Source organism: Cupriavidus gilardii, assembly GCF_013314895.1.
Taxonomy (GTDB): Bacteria; Pseudomonadota; Gammaproteobacteria; order Burkholderiales; family Burkholderiaceae; genus Cupriavidus; species Cupriavidus gilardii_C.
Map to the genome: position 1 here is coordinate 286,565 of NZ_JABTYE010000001.1, position 15,903 is coordinate 302,467.

The window sequence follows — 15,903 nt, forward strand, 5'->3', positions numbered from 1 at the left end:
ACGTCTCCTGAACGGGAAGTAGAAAAAGCTGCGGGCGCCCGGGCCGGCGACGGCAGCGCCGCCGCGCCCGCACGTCCCTCGAAGTCAGATCACGCTCTTGACGGTATTCGCCACGTTCTCGACGGTGAAACCGAAGTGCTTGAACAATACGCCAGCCGGCGCCGATTCGCCGAAGGTGTCGATGCCGACCACCGCCTGCACCTGGTACTTCCACCAGAAGTCGGTGACGCCGGCCTCGACCGCCACGCGGGGCACGCCCGCCGGCAGGACTGTCGACTTGTATGCCGCATCCTGCTTGTCGAACACAGTCGTCGAGGGCACAGACACGACACGCACACGAATGCCTTCGGCCGCCAGCTGGTCCGCCGCGCCGACCGCCAGGCCGACTTCGGAGCCGGTGGCGACGATCACCGCATGCGGCAGGCCGGTACGCGGATCGACATTGTCGCGCAGCACATAGCCGCCGCGCGCGATGTTGGCGCGGGTGGCGTCGTCGCGCTTCTGGAACGGCAGGTTCTGGCGGCTGAAGATCAGGCAGCTCGGGCCGTTCTCGCGGCGGATCGCCTCGGCCCAGGCCACCGCGGTCTCGGTGGTATCGGCCGTGCGCCAGACATCCATGTTCGGGATCAGACGCAGGCTGGCGACGTGCTCGATCGACTGATGGGTCGGACCGTCCTCGCCCAGGCCGATCGAGTCGTGCGTGAACACGAACAGCGTGCGGATCTTCATCAGCGCCGCCATGCGCAGCGCATTGCGGCTGTAGTCGGAGAACGTCAGGAAGGTGCCGCCGTAGGGGATGTAGCCGCCATGCAGCGTGATGCCGTTCATGATCGCGCTCATGCCGAACTCGCGCACACCATAGTTGATATGGTTGCCCCAGGCATCGACGCGCACCGCCTTGCTGCCCGACCAGTTGGTCAGGTTCGAGCCGGTCAGGTCGGCCGAGCCGCCGAGCAGTTCCGGCAACACCGGCGCCAGCGCCTCGATCGCGTTCTGGCTGGCCTTGCGGGTGGCGATGGTCTCGGCCTTTTCCTCGCACTTGGCCAGGTACGCTTGCACCGCGGCGTCGAACGCGCCGGGCAGTTCGCCGCGCATGCGGCGCTCGAACTCGCCGGCTTCGTACGGATAACGCTCCGAATAGCCCTCGAACAGCGCGGCCCAGGCCTTCTCCAGCGCGGCGCCATTGGCCTTGGCGTCCCACGCCGTGTAGACCTCCTCCGGCAACTCGAACGGCGCGTGGCTCCAGCCCAGCGCCTCGCGCGTGGCCAGGATCTCGGCGCCGCCCAGCGGGGCGCCGTGCACGTCGTGGCCGCCCTGCTTGTTCGGCGAGCCCTTGCCGATCACGGTGCGGCAGCAGATCAGCGTCGGTTTGTCGCTGGCCTTGGCCTGCGCGATGGCCGCGTCGATGGCGTTGACGTCATGGCCGTCGACCGCGCGGATCACGTTCCAGCCGTAGGCCTCGAAGCGCTTCGGGGTGTCGTCGGCGAACCAGTGCTCGACGTCGCCGTCGATCGAGATGCCGTTGTCGTCCCACAGCGCGATCAGCTTGTTCAGCTGCAGCGTGCCGGCCAACGAACAGGCCTCGTGGCTGATGCCTTCCATCAGGCAGCCGTCGCCGAGGAAGACATAGGTGTAGTGGTTGACGATGTCGAAGCCGGGACGGTTGAACTCCTCGCCCAGCAGCCGCTCCGCCAGCGCCATGCCGACCGCATTGGTGATGCCCTGGCCCAGCGGGCCGGTGGTGGTCTCGACGCCCGGCGTGATGCCGTATTCCGGATGCCCCGCGGTCTTGCTGTGCAGCTGGCGGAAGTTCTTCAGTTCCTCGATCGGCAGGTCGTAGCCGGTCAGATGCAGCAGCGCGTACAGCAGCATCGAGCCGTGGCCGTTGGACAGCACGAAGCGGTCGCGGTCGGCCCACTTCGGATTGACCGGGTTATGCTTCAGATGGCGGCTCCACAACGCGACGGCGATATCGGCCATGCCCATCGGCATGCCCGGGTGGCCCGAATTGGCCTGCTGGACGGCGTCCATCGCCAGGACGCGGATCGCATTGGCCATCAGCGACGCGGGCTGGCTGGCATAAGGGCTGGTGGCTGGGTGTGCGAGGTGAGACATGCGGCGGGAAATTGGCGGCGGGAAAAGCGCGATTTTACCAGAAGGAGGCGACGTTTCCGGTACCGCGGCGCCGCGCTCGGCGGGTTCCGAAGCGGCCCTCGAATGGCGCGAATGGGTGGCGGGAGGCGTTGGCGCCACACTGGCCGGCGTTACCCTCAAGGCGTCGGTACGATCTGCCCATCAGCACATCGAGATTGGCGAGCATCCGCTGTTCGGCCACGTGTTCCGGCTCGATGGCCGCATCATGAGCGCGGAAGCCGACGCGTTCATCCAGCATGAAGTGATGATCCATCCGATGGCTGCCGCCCATGGTGCGGCCACCAGCGCGCTGGTCATTGGCGGCGGCGACGGCGGCTCCGCGCGCGAGCTGCTGCGGCTGCCTGGCATGCGGGAGGTCGTGGTGGCCGAACTCGATGCCGACGTGGTGCGGCTGGCGCGGCGCTGGCTGCCGGGCATTCACCACGGCGCCTTCGACGACCCGCGCGTGACGCTCGACATCGGCGACGGCCTGGCCGTGATGGAAGGGCTGCGCGATGCCGGCCGTCGCTTCGACCTGCTGGTGTTCGATCTGACCGAGGCCGACGACGGCGGCCCCGCTGCGGAACTGTTCGGCACGCGCGGCCTGCAGGCGGCGCATGACTGCCTGGCACCGGGCGGTGCCATGTCGCTGCATCTTGGGCCGCCCTTCCACCGCCCCGAGACCGCGCGGCTGCTGTGGCGGCGGCTGCGCGACCACTTCCGCCTGGTACAGCCGATGACCGTGGCGATTCCGGTCTATGGCGCGCTGTGGGCGATCGCCGTTGCCAGCGACACCCTCGATGTGCGCGGCGCGGAGCCGGGCACGCTGGCCGCGCGGCTCGCCGAGTGGAAGCTGGACGGCGCGCTGCGCTGCTATCACGCCGGGCTGCACGCGGCGCTGTTCGCGCTGCCACGCCATCTGCAGCCGCTGTTCGACGGCGGCGCCACATCGGCATGATATGCTCGGCTGACCGCTCCACCGCTGGCTCCACCGGCTTCCGGTACGCAGGCGCGGCGTTGGCGAGCAGTGGTTGCCTATGCGATGCCGCCACCGTGGAGCGCGCGCGCAAGTGCGCCCACCCCGGCGCCAATGCCGCACGGAATCCGGGAGGACACCATCATGACCAAACCTGCCAACACGCCCTGGCTGATTCCCTACCTGACGGTCAGCGACGCGCGCCGCGCGCTCGACTTCTACAGCCGTGCCTTCGGCTTCGCGCCCGGCAATGTGGTGGACGAGAATGGCGTGCCGACTCACGCCGAGATGCACTACCACGACGAGCTGGTGGTGATGTTCGCCCCCGAAGGCGCCTGGGGCAGCACCGCGCGCACGCCGCGCTCGACCGGCATCGAGTGTCCGCAGACCTTCTACCTCTACTGCGACGATGTCGACACGATGCACGCGCGCGCGGTCGCGGCCGGCGCGATCAGCCTGATGGCGCCGGGCGACCAGTTCTGGGGCGATCGCTATTGCATGGTGGAGGACCTCGACGGCTACCGCTGGGGCTTCGCCCGGCCGCTGGACCAGGCCGTCTCCGCCGCCACCGGCTCGCAGGCCGCCTGACCGATTTCTCTGGACTCGATGCCACCCCGTTTCTACGTCGATCAACCGCTCGCCCCCGATACCCTGCTGCCGCTGCCCGAGGCGGTGGTGCGCCATGTCCAGGTGCTGCGCCTGCATCCCGGCGAGCCCATCACGCTGTTCGACGGACGCGGCGGCAGCCATGCCGCGACGCTGGTCGAGATCGGCAAACGCAGTGCGACCGCACAAATCGGCGCGCGCGATACCGCCGAATGCGAACTACCCTTCCGCGTGACCCTGGCCCAGGGCATCGCCGGCGGCGACAAGATGGACTGGCTGATCGAAAAGGCCGTGGAACTTGGCGTCGGCGCGATCCAGCCGCTGCAAACCGCGCGCGCGGTGGTGCGCCTGAGCGGCGAACGTGCGCAGAAGCGCCACGCGCACTGGCAGGCCCTGGTGACCGCGGCGTGCGAGCAATGCGGCCGCAATCGCTTGCCGGCGGTGTCGCCGGTGGCTAACTTGGAGGCGTGGCTGACGGCGATCCCGCCTGACGCGGGCCAGCGTCTGCTGGTGTCGCCGCGCGCCGAATCCACGCTGGTAGCGCTTGCGCAGGCACACCGCGCCGACTGGATTGCCGGCGGCGTCACGCTGCTGATCGGACCCGAAGGCGGCCTGTCGCCCGAGGAAGAACGCGCCGCACTGGCGCAAGGTTTCACGGCGGTGTCGCTCGGACCGCGCATCCTGCGCACCGAGACCGCCGGTCTGGCCTGCCTGGCCGCGCTGAACGCGCTGCTGGGCGGTTTCTGACGGCACCGCGCCGTCGACCGCTGTCGAGCCGACCCGGTCCGCGCAGCACGGCACCGGCCGGTCCGATAACCGAATCAACAACAAGGAGCTGAAGATGGGACTGCTCGATAGTGTGCTTGGCGGCGTGCTCGGCCAAACCAACCCGGCGCAGGCCGGCGAATCCGGCCAATCCGGCATGAATCCGAAGATGATGCTGGCGCTTGGCCTGCTGGCGATGCTCGCGATGCGCGGCCGCCAGGACGGCGCCGATGCCACGCAGGACCCGGCCGGCATGGCCGGCGGCCTGGGCGGCATTCTCGGTGGGCTGGCCGGCGGCGGTGGCGGACTCGATCTGGGTTCGCTGCTTGGCGGCCTGCTCGGCGGCCAGGGCGGCGCGGCCGGCGAAGCTCAGACGATTGGCGCGGCGGCCGGCGGCATCGGCGCGCTGCAGCAGATCCTGGCGCAGGCGGGACTGGGCGAGCAGGTCTCCTCGTGGATCGGCACCGGCCCGAATCAGCCGGTGTCGCCGTCGTCGCTGGCCGACGCGCTGCAAGGCACCGGCGCGCTCGACACGCTGTCGTCGACCACCGGCCTGTCGCGCGACGACGTCGCCGCGCAGCTCAGCGCCGGCCTGCCGGAACTGATCGATCAGCTGACCCCGCAGGGACAGGTCCCGCCCGCAGCCTGATCGTCCCGCGCGATTCGAGGCGGCCCCCGTGCCGCTCGCGACGCAAAAAAGCCCGCCGGTCTGGCGGGCTTTCTTCTGAGCCTTGACACCTTCTGCGATCGGCGGTCCCTGCGCGGCAACGCGCGGGGTACCGAAATCAAAGCGCTCAGGCGAACGAGTAGAACACGCGGAATTGCACGCGGCGCTCGGCCCAGAACTCGGCGGCGTCGCGGAACACGTCGAGCAGCGTCTCGCGCGCTTCCTTGTCGAACTTCTGCGCGCAAGGCAGGCCTTCGAGGACGATGACGAAACCGGGCTGGGTGCCCGCCTTGTGGATCATGTCGGTCAGGCAATCGGCAAGCGCATCGAAGTTCTTGCCGAAGTGCTTCGGAAACAGGAACGCCGTGGCGATGGTTTCCAGCACTTCGCCCTTCGTCGTGCAATGCGCGCAATTGGCGTAGAGGAAATGCTGGCCGAGGTCCGCGGCCGCCTGTGCCAGCTCGGGCACACGGAAGGCGCGGATCGACTGAACGATGTTGGGTCGCACGGTCTTGAACAGGTTCAGCGCGGCTTCTCTGCCGCAGGCCACTTCGGCGTTGCCGTCCTGCGGCGACGCGGGCGGCAGTTTATTGTGCGCGACCTCGTAGCGGGGCATCATCAGCACACTGTCATAAAGGTTCTGGGCATGTTGTTGAGCCCGCTGCCAGCCATCTCCGGCGCCGCGCTCTTCGCGGGCGGCAAGGGCGTCGCCCAGTCCGAAAATGTCAGTCATCATCTGATTATCCGTTTGAAGCTGTTGTAGTGGTCTTCCGTGTAATAGCAGTCGTTGACGGCACGTGGTTCGCCGCCACAGACGATTCGCTTCGCACCCCGATTCCGGCTGCCCGGTCGGGCAACCGTGTATTCACGGTAATAGCCGCGCTGCCGCCGAGGCAGGATGCGTTCGTAATTGCCGAACCGCGAGCCGTCCTTGGCATAGGGGTACGGCCCCCCGGCCTCGATGCGCTGCAGCGTCTGCTGTGCCTCGTTGGGCAGTTGCTGCACTGCAATGGTTCCCAGCGTATCCGACAGCACCGGCGGCGGCTGCTTTGCCTGCGCCGGTTGCGCCAGCGTGGCGGCCATGACAAGCGCCGCCAGGGTATGCAAGGTTCCGCGCGCGACCCGTCGGAGCGAAGGCTGGACCCGTTGCAGGATCTTGTCGGAGCGCGGTGCGCGTTGCGGCAAAGAAGTCGGGGAACCCACGTTGTCTGGTCTGGTGGCGCAGCAATCCAACGCCAAGCGCGGTCGACGGATCGCTTGCATCGAAGGCGCTAGGTTACGCGCAAGCTGTTAAATAATCAATCCCCGCGCCCGGGTGGCGGCGAAAATCTGAATTGTTTCAAGGCGTTAATGGTATGTATGCGCACACTAACTGAGTTTGAAGGGCGGTAAAAAAGCCGGGGCATGCCCCGGCTCCGGCACTCACCCGGCGAGTTCTTACCGCTTCGCCGCCGCGTCCACCACCACCAGCGACGTCATATTGACGATCCGGCGGACAGTGGCCGACGGCGTCAGGATATGCACCGGCGCATTGACGCCCAGCAGGATCGGGCCGATCGCGACGTTGTTGCCGGCGGCCGTCTTCAGCAGGTTGTAGGAGATATTGGCTGCGTCGATGTTCGGGCACACCAGCAGGTTGGCTTCGCCCTTGAGCGTGCCGTCCGGCACCAGCTGGTCGCGCAGCTTCTGGTCCAGCGCGCAGTCGCCGTGCATCTCGCCGTCGATTTCCAGTTCCGGCGCGCGTTCGCGCAGGATCGCCAGGGTTTCGCGCATCTTCTGCGCCGACGGCGCCTCGGACGAGCCGAAGTTCGAATGCGAAAGCAGCGCGATCTTGGGCTCGATGCCGAAGCGCTTCAGCTCCTCGGCCGCCATGATCGTGATCTCGGCCAGTTCCGACGCGGTCGGGTCGACATTGACGTGGGTGTCCACCAGGAAGATCTGGCGGCCCGGCAGCACCAGGCCGTTCATCGCCGCGTAGACCTCGTTGGTGCCGCCCAGCACCTGGTCGATATAACGCAGATGCGCGGCGGTATTGCTGACCGTGCCGCAGATCATGCCGTCGGCCTCGCCCTTGTGCACCAGCATCGCGCCGATCAGCGTGGTGCGGCGGCGCATTTCGAGCTTGGCGTACTGCGGCGTCACGCCCTGGCGCGCCATCATCCGGTAGTAGGTGTCGGAATAGTCGCGGAAGCGCTCGTCGTGCTCGGGGTTAACCACGGTGAAATCCACGCCCATGCGCAGGCGCAGGCCGAAGCGTTCGATCCGGTGCGTCAGCACGGCCGGACGGCCGATCAGGATCGGATTGGCCAGCTTTTCATCGACGATCACCTGCACTGCACGCAGCACGCGCTCTTCCTCGCCCTCGGCGAACACGATGCGCTTCTTCTCCATCGCCACCTTGCGGGCGGCGGCGTAGATCGGCTTCATCAGCGTGCCCGAGTGGTAGACGAACTGCTGCAGCTGCAGCTTGTACGCCTCCATGTCCTCGATGGGGCGGGTCGCCACGCCGGAATCCATCGCGGCCTGCGCGACGGCCGGCGCCACCTTGACGATCAGGCGCGGATCGAAGGGCTTCGGAATCAGATACTCGGGGCCGAACGACAGATCCTGGATGCCGTAGGCGGTGGCGACGATGTCGCTCTGCTCCTGCCGTGCCAGTTCGGCGACGGCATGCGCCGCGGCGATTTCCATCTCGCGGGTGATAGTGGTCGCGCCCACGTCCAGCGCCCCGCGGAAGATGAACGGGAAGCACAGTACGTTGTTGACCTGGTTCGGGTAGTCGGTGCGGCCGGTGGCCATCACCGCGTCGGGACGCACTTCCTTGACCAGCTCCGGCATGATTTCCGGATTCGGGTTGGCCAGCGCCAGCACCAGCGGGCGCTCCGCCATCCGCTGCACCATGTCCTGCTTGAGCACGCCGGCCGCGGACAGGCCGAGGAAGATGTCGGCGCCGTCGATCACTTCGGCCAGCTTGCGCTTGTCGGTCTTCTGCGCGAAGCGCGCCTTCTCCGGATCCATCAGCTCGGTGCGGCCCTCGTAGACCACGCCGGCCAGGTCCGTCACCCAGATGTTGGACAGCGGCAGGCCGAGATCGACCAGCAGATCCAGGCAGGCCAGCGCCGCGGCGCCCGCGCCCGAGGCGACCAGCTTGACGTCCTTGATGTCCTTGCCGACCACGCGCAGCCCGTTGATGACCGCCGCGCCGACCACGATCGCGGTGCCGTGCTGGTCGTCGTGGAAGACGGGAATCTTCATCCGCTCGCGCAGCTTGCGCTCGACGTAGAAGCATTCCGGCGCCTTGATGTCTTCAAGATTGATGCCGCCGAATGTCGGCTCGAGCGACGCGATGATCTCGACCAGCTTCTCCGGGTCCTTCTCGTCGATCTCGATATCGAACACGTCGATGCCGGCGAACTTCTTGAACAGGCCCGCCTTGCCTTCCATCACCGGCTTCGATGCCGCCGGGCCGATGTCGCCCAGGCCGAGCACCGCGGTGCCGTTGGTGACCACGCCGACCAGATTGCCGCGCGCGGTGTAGCGGAAGGAATTGGCCGGATCGACGACGATCTCTTCGCAAGCGGCCGCAACGCCCGGCGAGTAGGCCAGCGCCAGGTCGCGCTGGTTCGACAGCGGCTTGGTCGGCGTGACCGAAATCTTCCCCGGGGTCGGAAACTCGTGATACTCGAGGGCGGCTTTGCGCAGCGCCTCGCGCTGCTGCTGTTTCAGTTCGTCTTGCGAAATTGCCTGCGAATTCGGCTGCGAAGCGGGCTGCGAAGGACTGGTCATCGGCGCATCTTCCGGTCTGTGGAGCCGTGTTTGACGAAGCGGAAAACGGTGGGAACACACCCTCGCGGGCCGGCTCCACCTGCCCGCTGTCTCCTGGCTGTCTCTCGATCGAGCCCCGCATTTTATATTGTGAAATTTTATTTCACAATAAGCGTTTTGCGAGAGGCACCTTTGCGTTTCGGTACAATATGCCGGATGTGGGCGGCACTGACCAGCCGCGCAAGCCGTCCCCGGCCTCGCCCGGCGGCGCTCTCCCAGGACTCTCCGGGCCTCGTGCCGCGCCCCCGCCGGGCGGGTTTCCGAGCCGACTCCAGCATGCCTCCGACCGACCGCGACTCCGCCGCGCACCCTCCCGCGCACCATTCCGCGCAGTTGTCTGAATTCGAACTGATCCGCCGTTATTTCACACGTCCGGCCCGCAAGGCGGTGCTCGGCGTCGGCGACGACTGCGCGCTGCTGGACCCGCGCCCCGGCCATCTGCTGGCCGTCAGCACCGACATGCTGGTCAGCGGCCGGCACTTCTTCCCCGACGTGCCGCCGCGCGCGCTGGGGCACAAGGCGCTGGCCGTCAATCTGTCCGACCTGGCGGCGATGGGCGCCGAGCCGCGCGCGTTCACCCTGGCGCTGGCGCTCCCAGAGGCCGAGCCCGCGTGGCTGGCCGAGCTCGCCGCCGGCATGCTGGAACTGGCCGACGCCCATGGCTGCGAGCTGGTCGGCGGCGACACCACGCGGGGCCCGTTGACGCTGTCGCTGACCGTGTTCGGCGATGTGCCGCGCGGCAGCGCGCTGCGGCGCGACGCTGCCCGGCCCGGCGACGATATCTGGATCTCCGGCACGCTGGGCGACGCCCGACTGGCGCTGGGCGATTGCCGCGGCGAATGGCTGCTGCCGGAGCCCGACTTCACGCTGGTGCGGCCGCGCATGGACACGCCGACCCCGCGCGTCGCGCTGGGCATGGCGCTGCGCGGACTCGCCCACGCCGCGCTCGACATCTCGGACGGGCTGGTCGGCGATCTGGGCCATATTCTGGAGCGCTCGCAGGTCGGCGCGCTGCTAGACGTCGACGCGCTGCCGCGTTCCGAGGTCATGGCGCACCAGCCGCACGATTGCCAGCTCGAATGCGTGCTGGCCGGCGGCGACGACTACGAGCTGTGCTTCACCGCCCCGGCCGGCGCGCGCGAGCCGCTGGCGGCGCTGGCCGAACGGCTCGCGCTGCAGCTGACCCGGGTCGGCACGATCACCGCCGAGCCCGGGCTGCGTCTGGTCGATGGCGGTGGCGCGCCGGTCGCCTTCCAGGTCCGAAGCTTCGATCATTTCGCCAACCCCTGACAGCGGGACGGCGGCATGTCATGATGCCGCCATGCTGCGGAGCGCGGCGCCACCCGGTCGCCTTCCGCGCCGGCGGGTTCTGCCCCCGACCGCGATATAACAAACGAGCCAAATACCTTGATGTCCGCCTATCCTCCCGGTTCGGCGTCTCCCGATCCCGCGATGACGCTGGAGGCGGGTCAGACCGCCAAGATCCTGCGCCCGACGGCGCGCTTCATGCTGTCCCATCCCGCGCATTTCATCGCGCTGGGCCTCGGTTCCGGCCTGTCGCCGGTAATGCCCGGCACGGTCGGCACGCTGTACGGCTGGCTGTCCTTTGTCGTGATCTCGCTGTGGGTGCAGCCCTCCGCCTGGCTGTGGATCATCGGCGGCGGCTTTCTGCTCGGCCTGTGGGCCTGCGCACGGACCGCGCGCGCGATGGGCGTGCACGATCACGGCAGCATGGTGTGGGACGAGATCGTGGCGTTCTGGCTGGTGCTGGCCTTCGTGATGCCGACCGGCTTCTGGGGTCAGTTCGCCGCCTTCCTGTGGTTCCGGATCTTCGACATGGCCAAACCCGCGCCGATCGCCTATTACGACCGCACGCTGAAAGGCCCGGGCCTGCGCGGCGGCTTCGGCGTGATGTTCGACGATCTGGTCGCGGCGTTCTACACGCTGCTGGTGTTCGCGCTGTGGCGCTCGTTCTGAGCGCATCCGCGCCGCCGCATCCGAACCGTATCGATTCACCGCCAGCACGAGAGCCGTCATCATGTCCATCAGCCGCTTGCTCGACCAGCTTGCCGTCCAGGCCGGCATCGCCCTCAAGGAAAAATCGCTGATGGTGGCCACCGCCGAGTCCTGTACCGGCGGCCTGGTGGCGGCCGCCATCACCGACGTCGCAGGCTCGTCCGGCTGGTTCGAACGCGGTTTCGTGACCTACTCGAACGAAGCCAAGAGCACCATGCTGGGCGTGCCGGCCAAGCTGATCCGCGATTTCGGCGCGGTCAGCGAGGAAGTCGCCCATGCGATGGCCGAGGGCGCGCTGCTCAACAGCCGCGCCCAGGTGGCGCTGTCGATCACCGGCGTGGCCGGCCCGACCGGCGGCACGCCGGAGAAGCCGGTCGGCATGGTCTGCTTCGGCTGGAGCAATCGAATCGTGACCCGGGTCGAGACCCAGCGCTTCAAGGGCGACCGCCAGCAGATCCGGCGCCAGGCCGCCGAGCATGCGATGCGCGGCCTGCTCGATCTGGTGCGCAACGAAGCCTGAGCGCCGCGGCGCCCGGCCCCTGGTTCAACCCTGCCGGAAGCGGTTGATCGTGTCACGCGTCTGCAGCGCGGCGCGGCGCGCGGCGGCGGCGAAGTCCTTCTCGCGGCTGGCGTACAGAATGGCCCGCGACGAATTGATCATCATGCCGGTACCGTCGGCGCTGCGGCCAGCCTTGACCGTGGCCTCGATATCGCCGCCCTGGGCACCGATGCCGGGAATCAGCAGCGGCATGTCGCCGACCAGCTCGCGCACCTTGGCGATTTCGTTGGGGAAGGTCGCGCCGACCACCAGCCCCATCTGGCCGGTGGTGTTCCAGCGCGCCGCAGCCTGTTCGGCGACCAGTTGATAGATCGGCTTGCCTTCGACCTGCAGGAACTGCACGTCGGAGCCGCCCGGGTTCGAGGTCCGGCACAGCACGATGACACCGCGCTCCGGATAGGCGAGGTACGGCTCCACCGAATCGAAACCCATATAGGGGCTGACCGTGACCGCGTCGGCCTGATAGCGCTCGAACGCCTCGATCGCGTAATGCTGCGCGGTCGAGCCGATGTCGCCGCGCTTGGCGTCGAGGATTACCGGGATGCCGGGATGGGCGTCGTGGATATAGTGGATCAGCTGTTCGAGCTGGTCCTCGGCGCGCTGCGAGGCGAAGTAGGCGATCTGCGGCTTGAAGGCGCAGACCAGGTCGGCGGTGGCGTCGACGATCTCCCGGCAGAACGAGAAGATCGCGCCGCCGGCGCCGGTCAGCGACAGCGGCAGCTTGCCCGGGTCCGGATCGAGCCCGACGCACAGCAGCGAATCGTTGCGCCGCCAGGCCTGGGTCAGCTGCTCGGTGAACGGGACGGGAGGAACGTAAGGACGGGTCATGGATCGCTCGAATGCGTGGCATCCGCGCCCGGGATGGGCGGCGGCGGACCGTTGGCCATCATGCGCCGGCCCGCGGGCCTGTCCAGGGAATATCGCGGGAATATCCCGGGCAATATCGTTAGGCAAGCGCGCAGTCGGCGACGGTCGGGTCGTTGCCGGCAATTTTACCCGTTGCATGCTATCTTCCTTGCGCTTTTCCCACCGACGAACCCAATAGAAAGAGCGGTAACGCACCGGTAACCGCCTCCCTCCATGACTCTCGATCGCCGCAACCTTGCCCTGCTCGTCGCCCTGACGCTCGCCTGGGGCGTCAACTGGCCCGTGATGAAGATCGGCGTGGCGCATTTCCCGCCGCTGGGTTTCCGCCTGCTGTGCATGGCCGGCGGCCTGATCGCGCTGGGACTGGCGCTGCGCGCCAAGGGCATCCCGCTGACGCTGCCCCGCGAGACCTGGGGCACGGTGTTCAAGCTCGCGCTGCCGAACATGGTGATCTGGCATCTGCTGGCGATCGGCGCGGTCAAGATGCTGTCGTCGGGCCGCGCCGCGATCCTCGGCTACACGATGCCGATTTGGGCCGTGGTGTGGGGCCTGCTGCTGTTTCGCGAGCGCATCTCCGCCTGGGCCTGGGTCGGCATCGGCTGCGCGCTGGCCGGCACGCTGCTGCTGATGTCGAGCGAATTCGGCGCGCTGACCGGCAGCCCGACCGGCACCGTGATGATGCTGGCCGCGGCGGCCGGCTGGGGCTACGGCACCCAGCTGATGAAGCGCACCCCCGTCGATATCCCGCTCGGCACGCTGACCTTCTGGATGCTGGCCGTGGCCCTGCCCTTCCTGCTGGCCGGCACGCTGCTGTTCGAGGACGGCTGGCGCATGCCGAACGCGATCGAATGGGCGGCGATCCTGTACAACGCGGTGGTCGTGTTCGCCTTCTGCCATCTGGTGTGGTTCGCGCTGGCCCGCTCGCTGCCGCCGGTGGTCTCCAGCCTGTCGATCATGTTCATCCCCGTGGTTGGCGTCTTCTCGGGCATGTGGATGCTCGGCGAGCAGCCGCACTGGCAGGACTACGCCGCCATCGTGCTGATGTTTGCCGCGCTGGCCTCGGTGCTGCTGGTGCCGCTGCTGATGCCGCGGCTGCGCCGTCGCGCCTGAGGGCCGGCCCAGCGGTACCGCAAGGTCGCAGCCCGGCCACGGGGGCGCTTCATTGAGATTTCACTTAACAAACGCGGTCGCGTTGGGCTACACTCGCGCCCATCCATAATCCCGGAGAAATTACGTGGGCAGTAGCATCGGGTGTTCGAGTTGCCGCGGCAAAGCCGCGACCTCTACGAATGCCATGTCTCTGCGGGCTGCGTAACGACGACCCCGTCCGGACCACCCAAGGTCGGACGCTCGCCGAACCCGCCCGCAGCACACTGCGGGCGAGTGTTTTTCCGTACTGCCACCGGCGGCCATCGATTCGGTCGATTCGATCGATCCGACTCATTCGATCGATCCAGCAAGGCCCACCGCGTGGTTGCGGACTTCCCTCTCCCGGCTTGCCAGCCATCAACGGCAAACGCCATCGCCTTGTGCGGCCCGTGCGCGCAGCGCGATCACGCTTGCCTTCGAGCCCGCCATTCGCTGTCGCGAAGGGTGCGGCCCGGCCGTGCCGCAAGCCTGCCTGCCGCTTTTCTTCATCGCACGGCATAAGGAATACCGGGGATGATCAATCTGTTCGTCCTGCAGAAAGGCCGGCTCGCCCAGGAGCAGGTCGACGACCGCAACGAGTTGCTGCAGCACAAGCCCATCTGGATCGATGTCGTCAGCCCGGACGACGAGGAACTGGACTGGATCAAGGAAGCCTACGGCGTGGCCCTGCCCGAGCTCGAGGATCTCGGCGACCTCGAAGCCTCGGCGCGTTATTTCGAGGGCGAGGATGAGAACATCCATATCCGCACCGACTTCCTGCTGGACGAGGACGAGGTCTCGCGCAACGTGCGCGTGGCCTTCGTGCTGACCCCGAACGTGCTGTTCTCCATCCACGACGAGGATCTGCCGGTGTTCCGGCTGGTCCGGCTGCGCGCGCGCATGCGGCCCGGCTCGGTGCGCAATGCGAAGGACGTGCTGATGGATCTGTACGCGACCGACGCCGAATACTCGGCCGACTCGATCGAGGAAATCTACGAACGGCTGGAGGACGCCAGCAAGCGCGTGCTGGCCGAGAACGTGACCGACGCCGCCGCCGCGGATGTGCTCGAGACCATCGCGCGCGAGGAAGACCGCAACGGCCGCATCCGCCGCAACGTGATGGACACCCGCCGGGCGTTGTCCTTCCTGATGCGCAGCCAGCTGCTGTCGACCGAGCAGCAGGACGAGGCGCGCCAGATCCTGCGCGATATCGATTCGATCGAGAACCACACCGCGTTCCTGTTCGACAAGATCAACTTCCTGATGGACGCCACGGTCGGTTTCATCAACATCAACCAGAACAAGATCATCAAGCTGTTCTCGGTGGTGTCGGTGGCGCTGATGCCGCCGACCCTGATCGCCAGCGTCTATGGCATGAACTTCAAGGTGATGCCCGAGCTAGACTGGGCCGCCGGCTATCCGTGGGCGATCGCGCTGATGGCGGTGTCGGCCGCAATTCCGCTGATCTATTTCCGCCGCAAGGGCTGGCTCAGCTGACGGCCGCAACGACCTGCCGCGCTGCCGGATTCCCTCAATCCGGCAGCGTGGCCGACCCCATCCGGCGCGCGATGATGCCGGCCTTGGCGCGGAAGTTCAGGCGCACATGGGCGCAGTACTGCTTCTTGTCGAAGCATTTCGGCGCCGGCAGCGCCGCCGCCAGGCGCGCCGCCTGACCCACGCTCAGGCGCCCCGCGCCGGTCTTGAAATAATGCCGCGCGGCGGCCTCCGCGCCGAACACGCCCTCGCCCCACTCGACCGAGTTCAGATAGATCTCGAAGATGCGCTGCTTGTCGAGCCAGAACTCCAGCATCCAGGTGATCATCAGCTCCTGCCCCTTGCGCAGGTAATGCTGCTCGGGCGACAGGAACAGGTTCTTGGCGAGCTGCTGCGTGATGGTCGACCCGCCGCGCACGATATGGCCGCGCTTCTTGTTGCGCTCCCATGCATCGAGCATCGCGTCGAGGTCGTAGCCCGGATGATTGACGAAGTCGGCGTCCTCGCTGGCGATCACGGCCCGCTTCAGATTGCGGGAGATCTCGCCATACGGGACCCACTGCCGCTCGATGCCGCAGCTCCAGACGTTCCAGCCGCACAGGCGCCAGCGCTCGGCGCGCATGAACGAGGTCGGGCCGGGATCGACCACCTGCCATGCCGCGATCTGCAGGAAGAAGTAGACCTGCATCGCCACCACGCCGGCGAGCACGCTGCCGACCAGCCACGCGAGCCAGCGCAGCGGCGCGGAAGCGCCAGCGCGCGCGGAAGCGGCGGCGGCACGGGAACGGACGGCGCGTTTGCGATTGGCCAAGGCGGAACTCGCGTCGGTCGGTCGATCGGCGTAGCGGGAAGAACGGGATGCGCGGG

The 15,903-nt window shown here is 67.6% G+C and carries 15 protein-coding genes; 9 read left to right on the forward strand and 6 right to left on the reverse strand.

Features of this window, described 5'->3' with window-relative positions; all coding sequences use genetic code 11:
- Nucleotides 1-84 precede the first annotated feature (84 nt).
- A complete protein-coding gene (tkt, locus tag HTY53_RS01320; RefSeq protein WP_174104577.1) occupies nt 85-2,115 on the reverse strand; it encodes a transketolase in 2,031 nt (676 codons plus the stop codon).
- Here tkt and HTY53_RS01325 point away from each other — a divergent pair.
- The 4 genes from HTY53_RS01325 (at nt 2,114) to HTY53_RS01340 (ending at nt 5,129) form a co-directional block, all read left to right on the forward strand.
- Nucleotides 2,114-3,091: a spermidine synthase gene (locus HTY53_RS01325; protein WP_174104578.1), complete on the forward strand. Its 978-nt coding sequence runs from the start codon at nt 2,114-2,116 to the stop codon at nt 3,089-3,091. The two genes, tkt and HTY53_RS01325, sit on opposite strands and share 2 nt — an antisense overlap.
- A 162-nt stretch (nt 3,092-3,253) precedes the next feature.
- On the forward strand, nt 3,254-3,697 hold the full coding sequence (locus HTY53_RS01330; protein WP_174104579.1) for a VOC family protein: 444 nt from the start codon (nt 3,254-3,256) through the stop codon (nt 3,695-3,697).
- 18 nt (nt 3,698-3,715) lie between these two features.
- Complete coding sequence (locus HTY53_RS01335; protein WP_174104580.1) at nt 3,716-4,462, forward strand: 16S rRNA (uracil(1498)-N(3))-methyltransferase; 747 nt, start codon at nt 3,716-3,718, stop codon at nt 4,460-4,462.
- A gap of 94 nt (nt 4,463-4,556) precedes the next feature.
- Complete coding sequence (locus HTY53_RS01340) at nt 4,557-5,129, forward strand: YidB family protein (protein ID WP_174104581.1); 573 nt, start codon at nt 4,557-4,559, stop codon at nt 5,127-5,129.
- Nucleotides 5,130-5,274: 145 nt separating this feature from the next.
- Here HTY53_RS01340 and HTY53_RS01345 read toward each other — a convergent pair whose 3' ends face one another.
- The 3 genes from HTY53_RS01345 to HTY53_RS01355 all read right to left on the reverse strand — a co-directional run bounded on the left by HTY53_RS01345 (nt 5,275) and on the right by HTY53_RS01355 (nt 8,933).
- Nucleotides 5,275-5,883 (reverse strand): barstar family protein, encoded by a 609-nt coding sequence (locus HTY53_RS01345; protein ID WP_174104582.1) that lies wholly within the window; start codon nt 5,881-5,883, stop codon nt 5,275-5,277.
- Nucleotides 5,880-6,230, reverse strand: a complete 351-nt coding sequence (locus tag HTY53_RS01350; protein WP_174104583.1) for a ribonuclease domain-containing protein — start codon at nt 6,228-6,230, stop codon at nt 5,880-5,882. Before HTY53_RS01350 ends, HTY53_RS01345 begins: the two co-directional genes overlap by 4 nt.
- Before the next feature lie 354 nt (nt 6,231-6,584).
- A complete protein-coding gene (locus HTY53_RS01355) occupies nt 6,585-8,933 on the reverse strand; it encodes an NADP-dependent malic enzyme (protein WP_254599731.1) in 2,349 nt (782 codons plus the stop codon).
- Between the two features lie 315 nt (nt 8,934-9,248).
- Here HTY53_RS01355 and thiL point away from each other — a divergent pair, with 315 nt between their 5' ends.
- From thiL to HTY53_RS01370, 3 genes are all read left to right on the forward strand, one after another.
- Entirely contained in the window at nt 9,249-10,262 is a 1,014-nt protein-coding gene (gene thiL, locus HTY53_RS01360) for a thiamine-phosphate kinase (RefSeq protein WP_174104584.1), read from the forward strand.
- Nucleotides 10,263-10,382: 120 nt separating this feature from the next.
- Nucleotides 10,383-10,949 (forward strand): phosphatidylglycerophosphatase A family protein, encoded by a 567-nt coding sequence (locus HTY53_RS01365; protein WP_174104585.1) that lies wholly within the window; start codon nt 10,383-10,385, stop codon nt 10,947-10,949.
- Nucleotides 10,950-11,010: 61 nt separating this feature from the next.
- Complete coding sequence (locus HTY53_RS01370) at nt 11,011-11,508, forward strand: CinA family protein (RefSeq protein WP_149316625.1); 498 nt, start codon at nt 11,011-11,013, stop codon at nt 11,506-11,508.
- A 24-nt stretch (nt 11,509-11,532) separates the two neighbouring features.
- Here the strand turns inward: HTY53_RS01370 and pyrF are convergent, their stop codons facing one another.
- Nucleotides 11,533-12,375, reverse strand: a complete 843-nt coding sequence (gene pyrF / locus HTY53_RS01375; RefSeq protein ID WP_174104586.1) for an orotidine-5'-phosphate decarboxylase — start codon at nt 12,373-12,375, stop codon at nt 11,533-11,535.
- Nucleotides 12,376-12,627: 252 nt separating this feature from the next.
- On the opposite strand from pyrF, the gene HTY53_RS01380 reads away from it, so the two are divergent.
- Both HTY53_RS01380 and corA read left to right on the forward strand, forming a co-directional pair.
- Complete coding sequence (locus HTY53_RS01380; protein WP_174104587.1) at nt 12,628-13,524, forward strand: DMT family transporter; 897 nt, start codon at nt 12,628-12,630, stop codon at nt 13,522-13,524.
- 552 nt (nt 13,525-14,076) lie between these two features.
- The gene (gene corA / locus HTY53_RS01385) at nt 14,077-15,039 is read left to right on the forward strand and encodes a magnesium/cobalt transporter CorA (protein ID WP_174104588.1); all 963 of its coding nucleotides are present in this window, start codon (nt 14,077-14,079) and stop codon (nt 15,037-15,039) included.
- 34 nt (nt 15,040-15,073) lie between these two features.
- On the opposite strand, the gene mtgA is transcribed toward corA, so the two are convergent.
- Entirely contained in the window at nt 15,074-15,775 is a 702-nt protein-coding gene (gene mtgA / locus HTY53_RS01390) for a monofunctional biosynthetic peptidoglycan transglycosylase (protein ID WP_174104681.1), read from the reverse strand.
- Between the last annotated feature and the right edge of the window lie 128 nt (nt 15,776-15,903).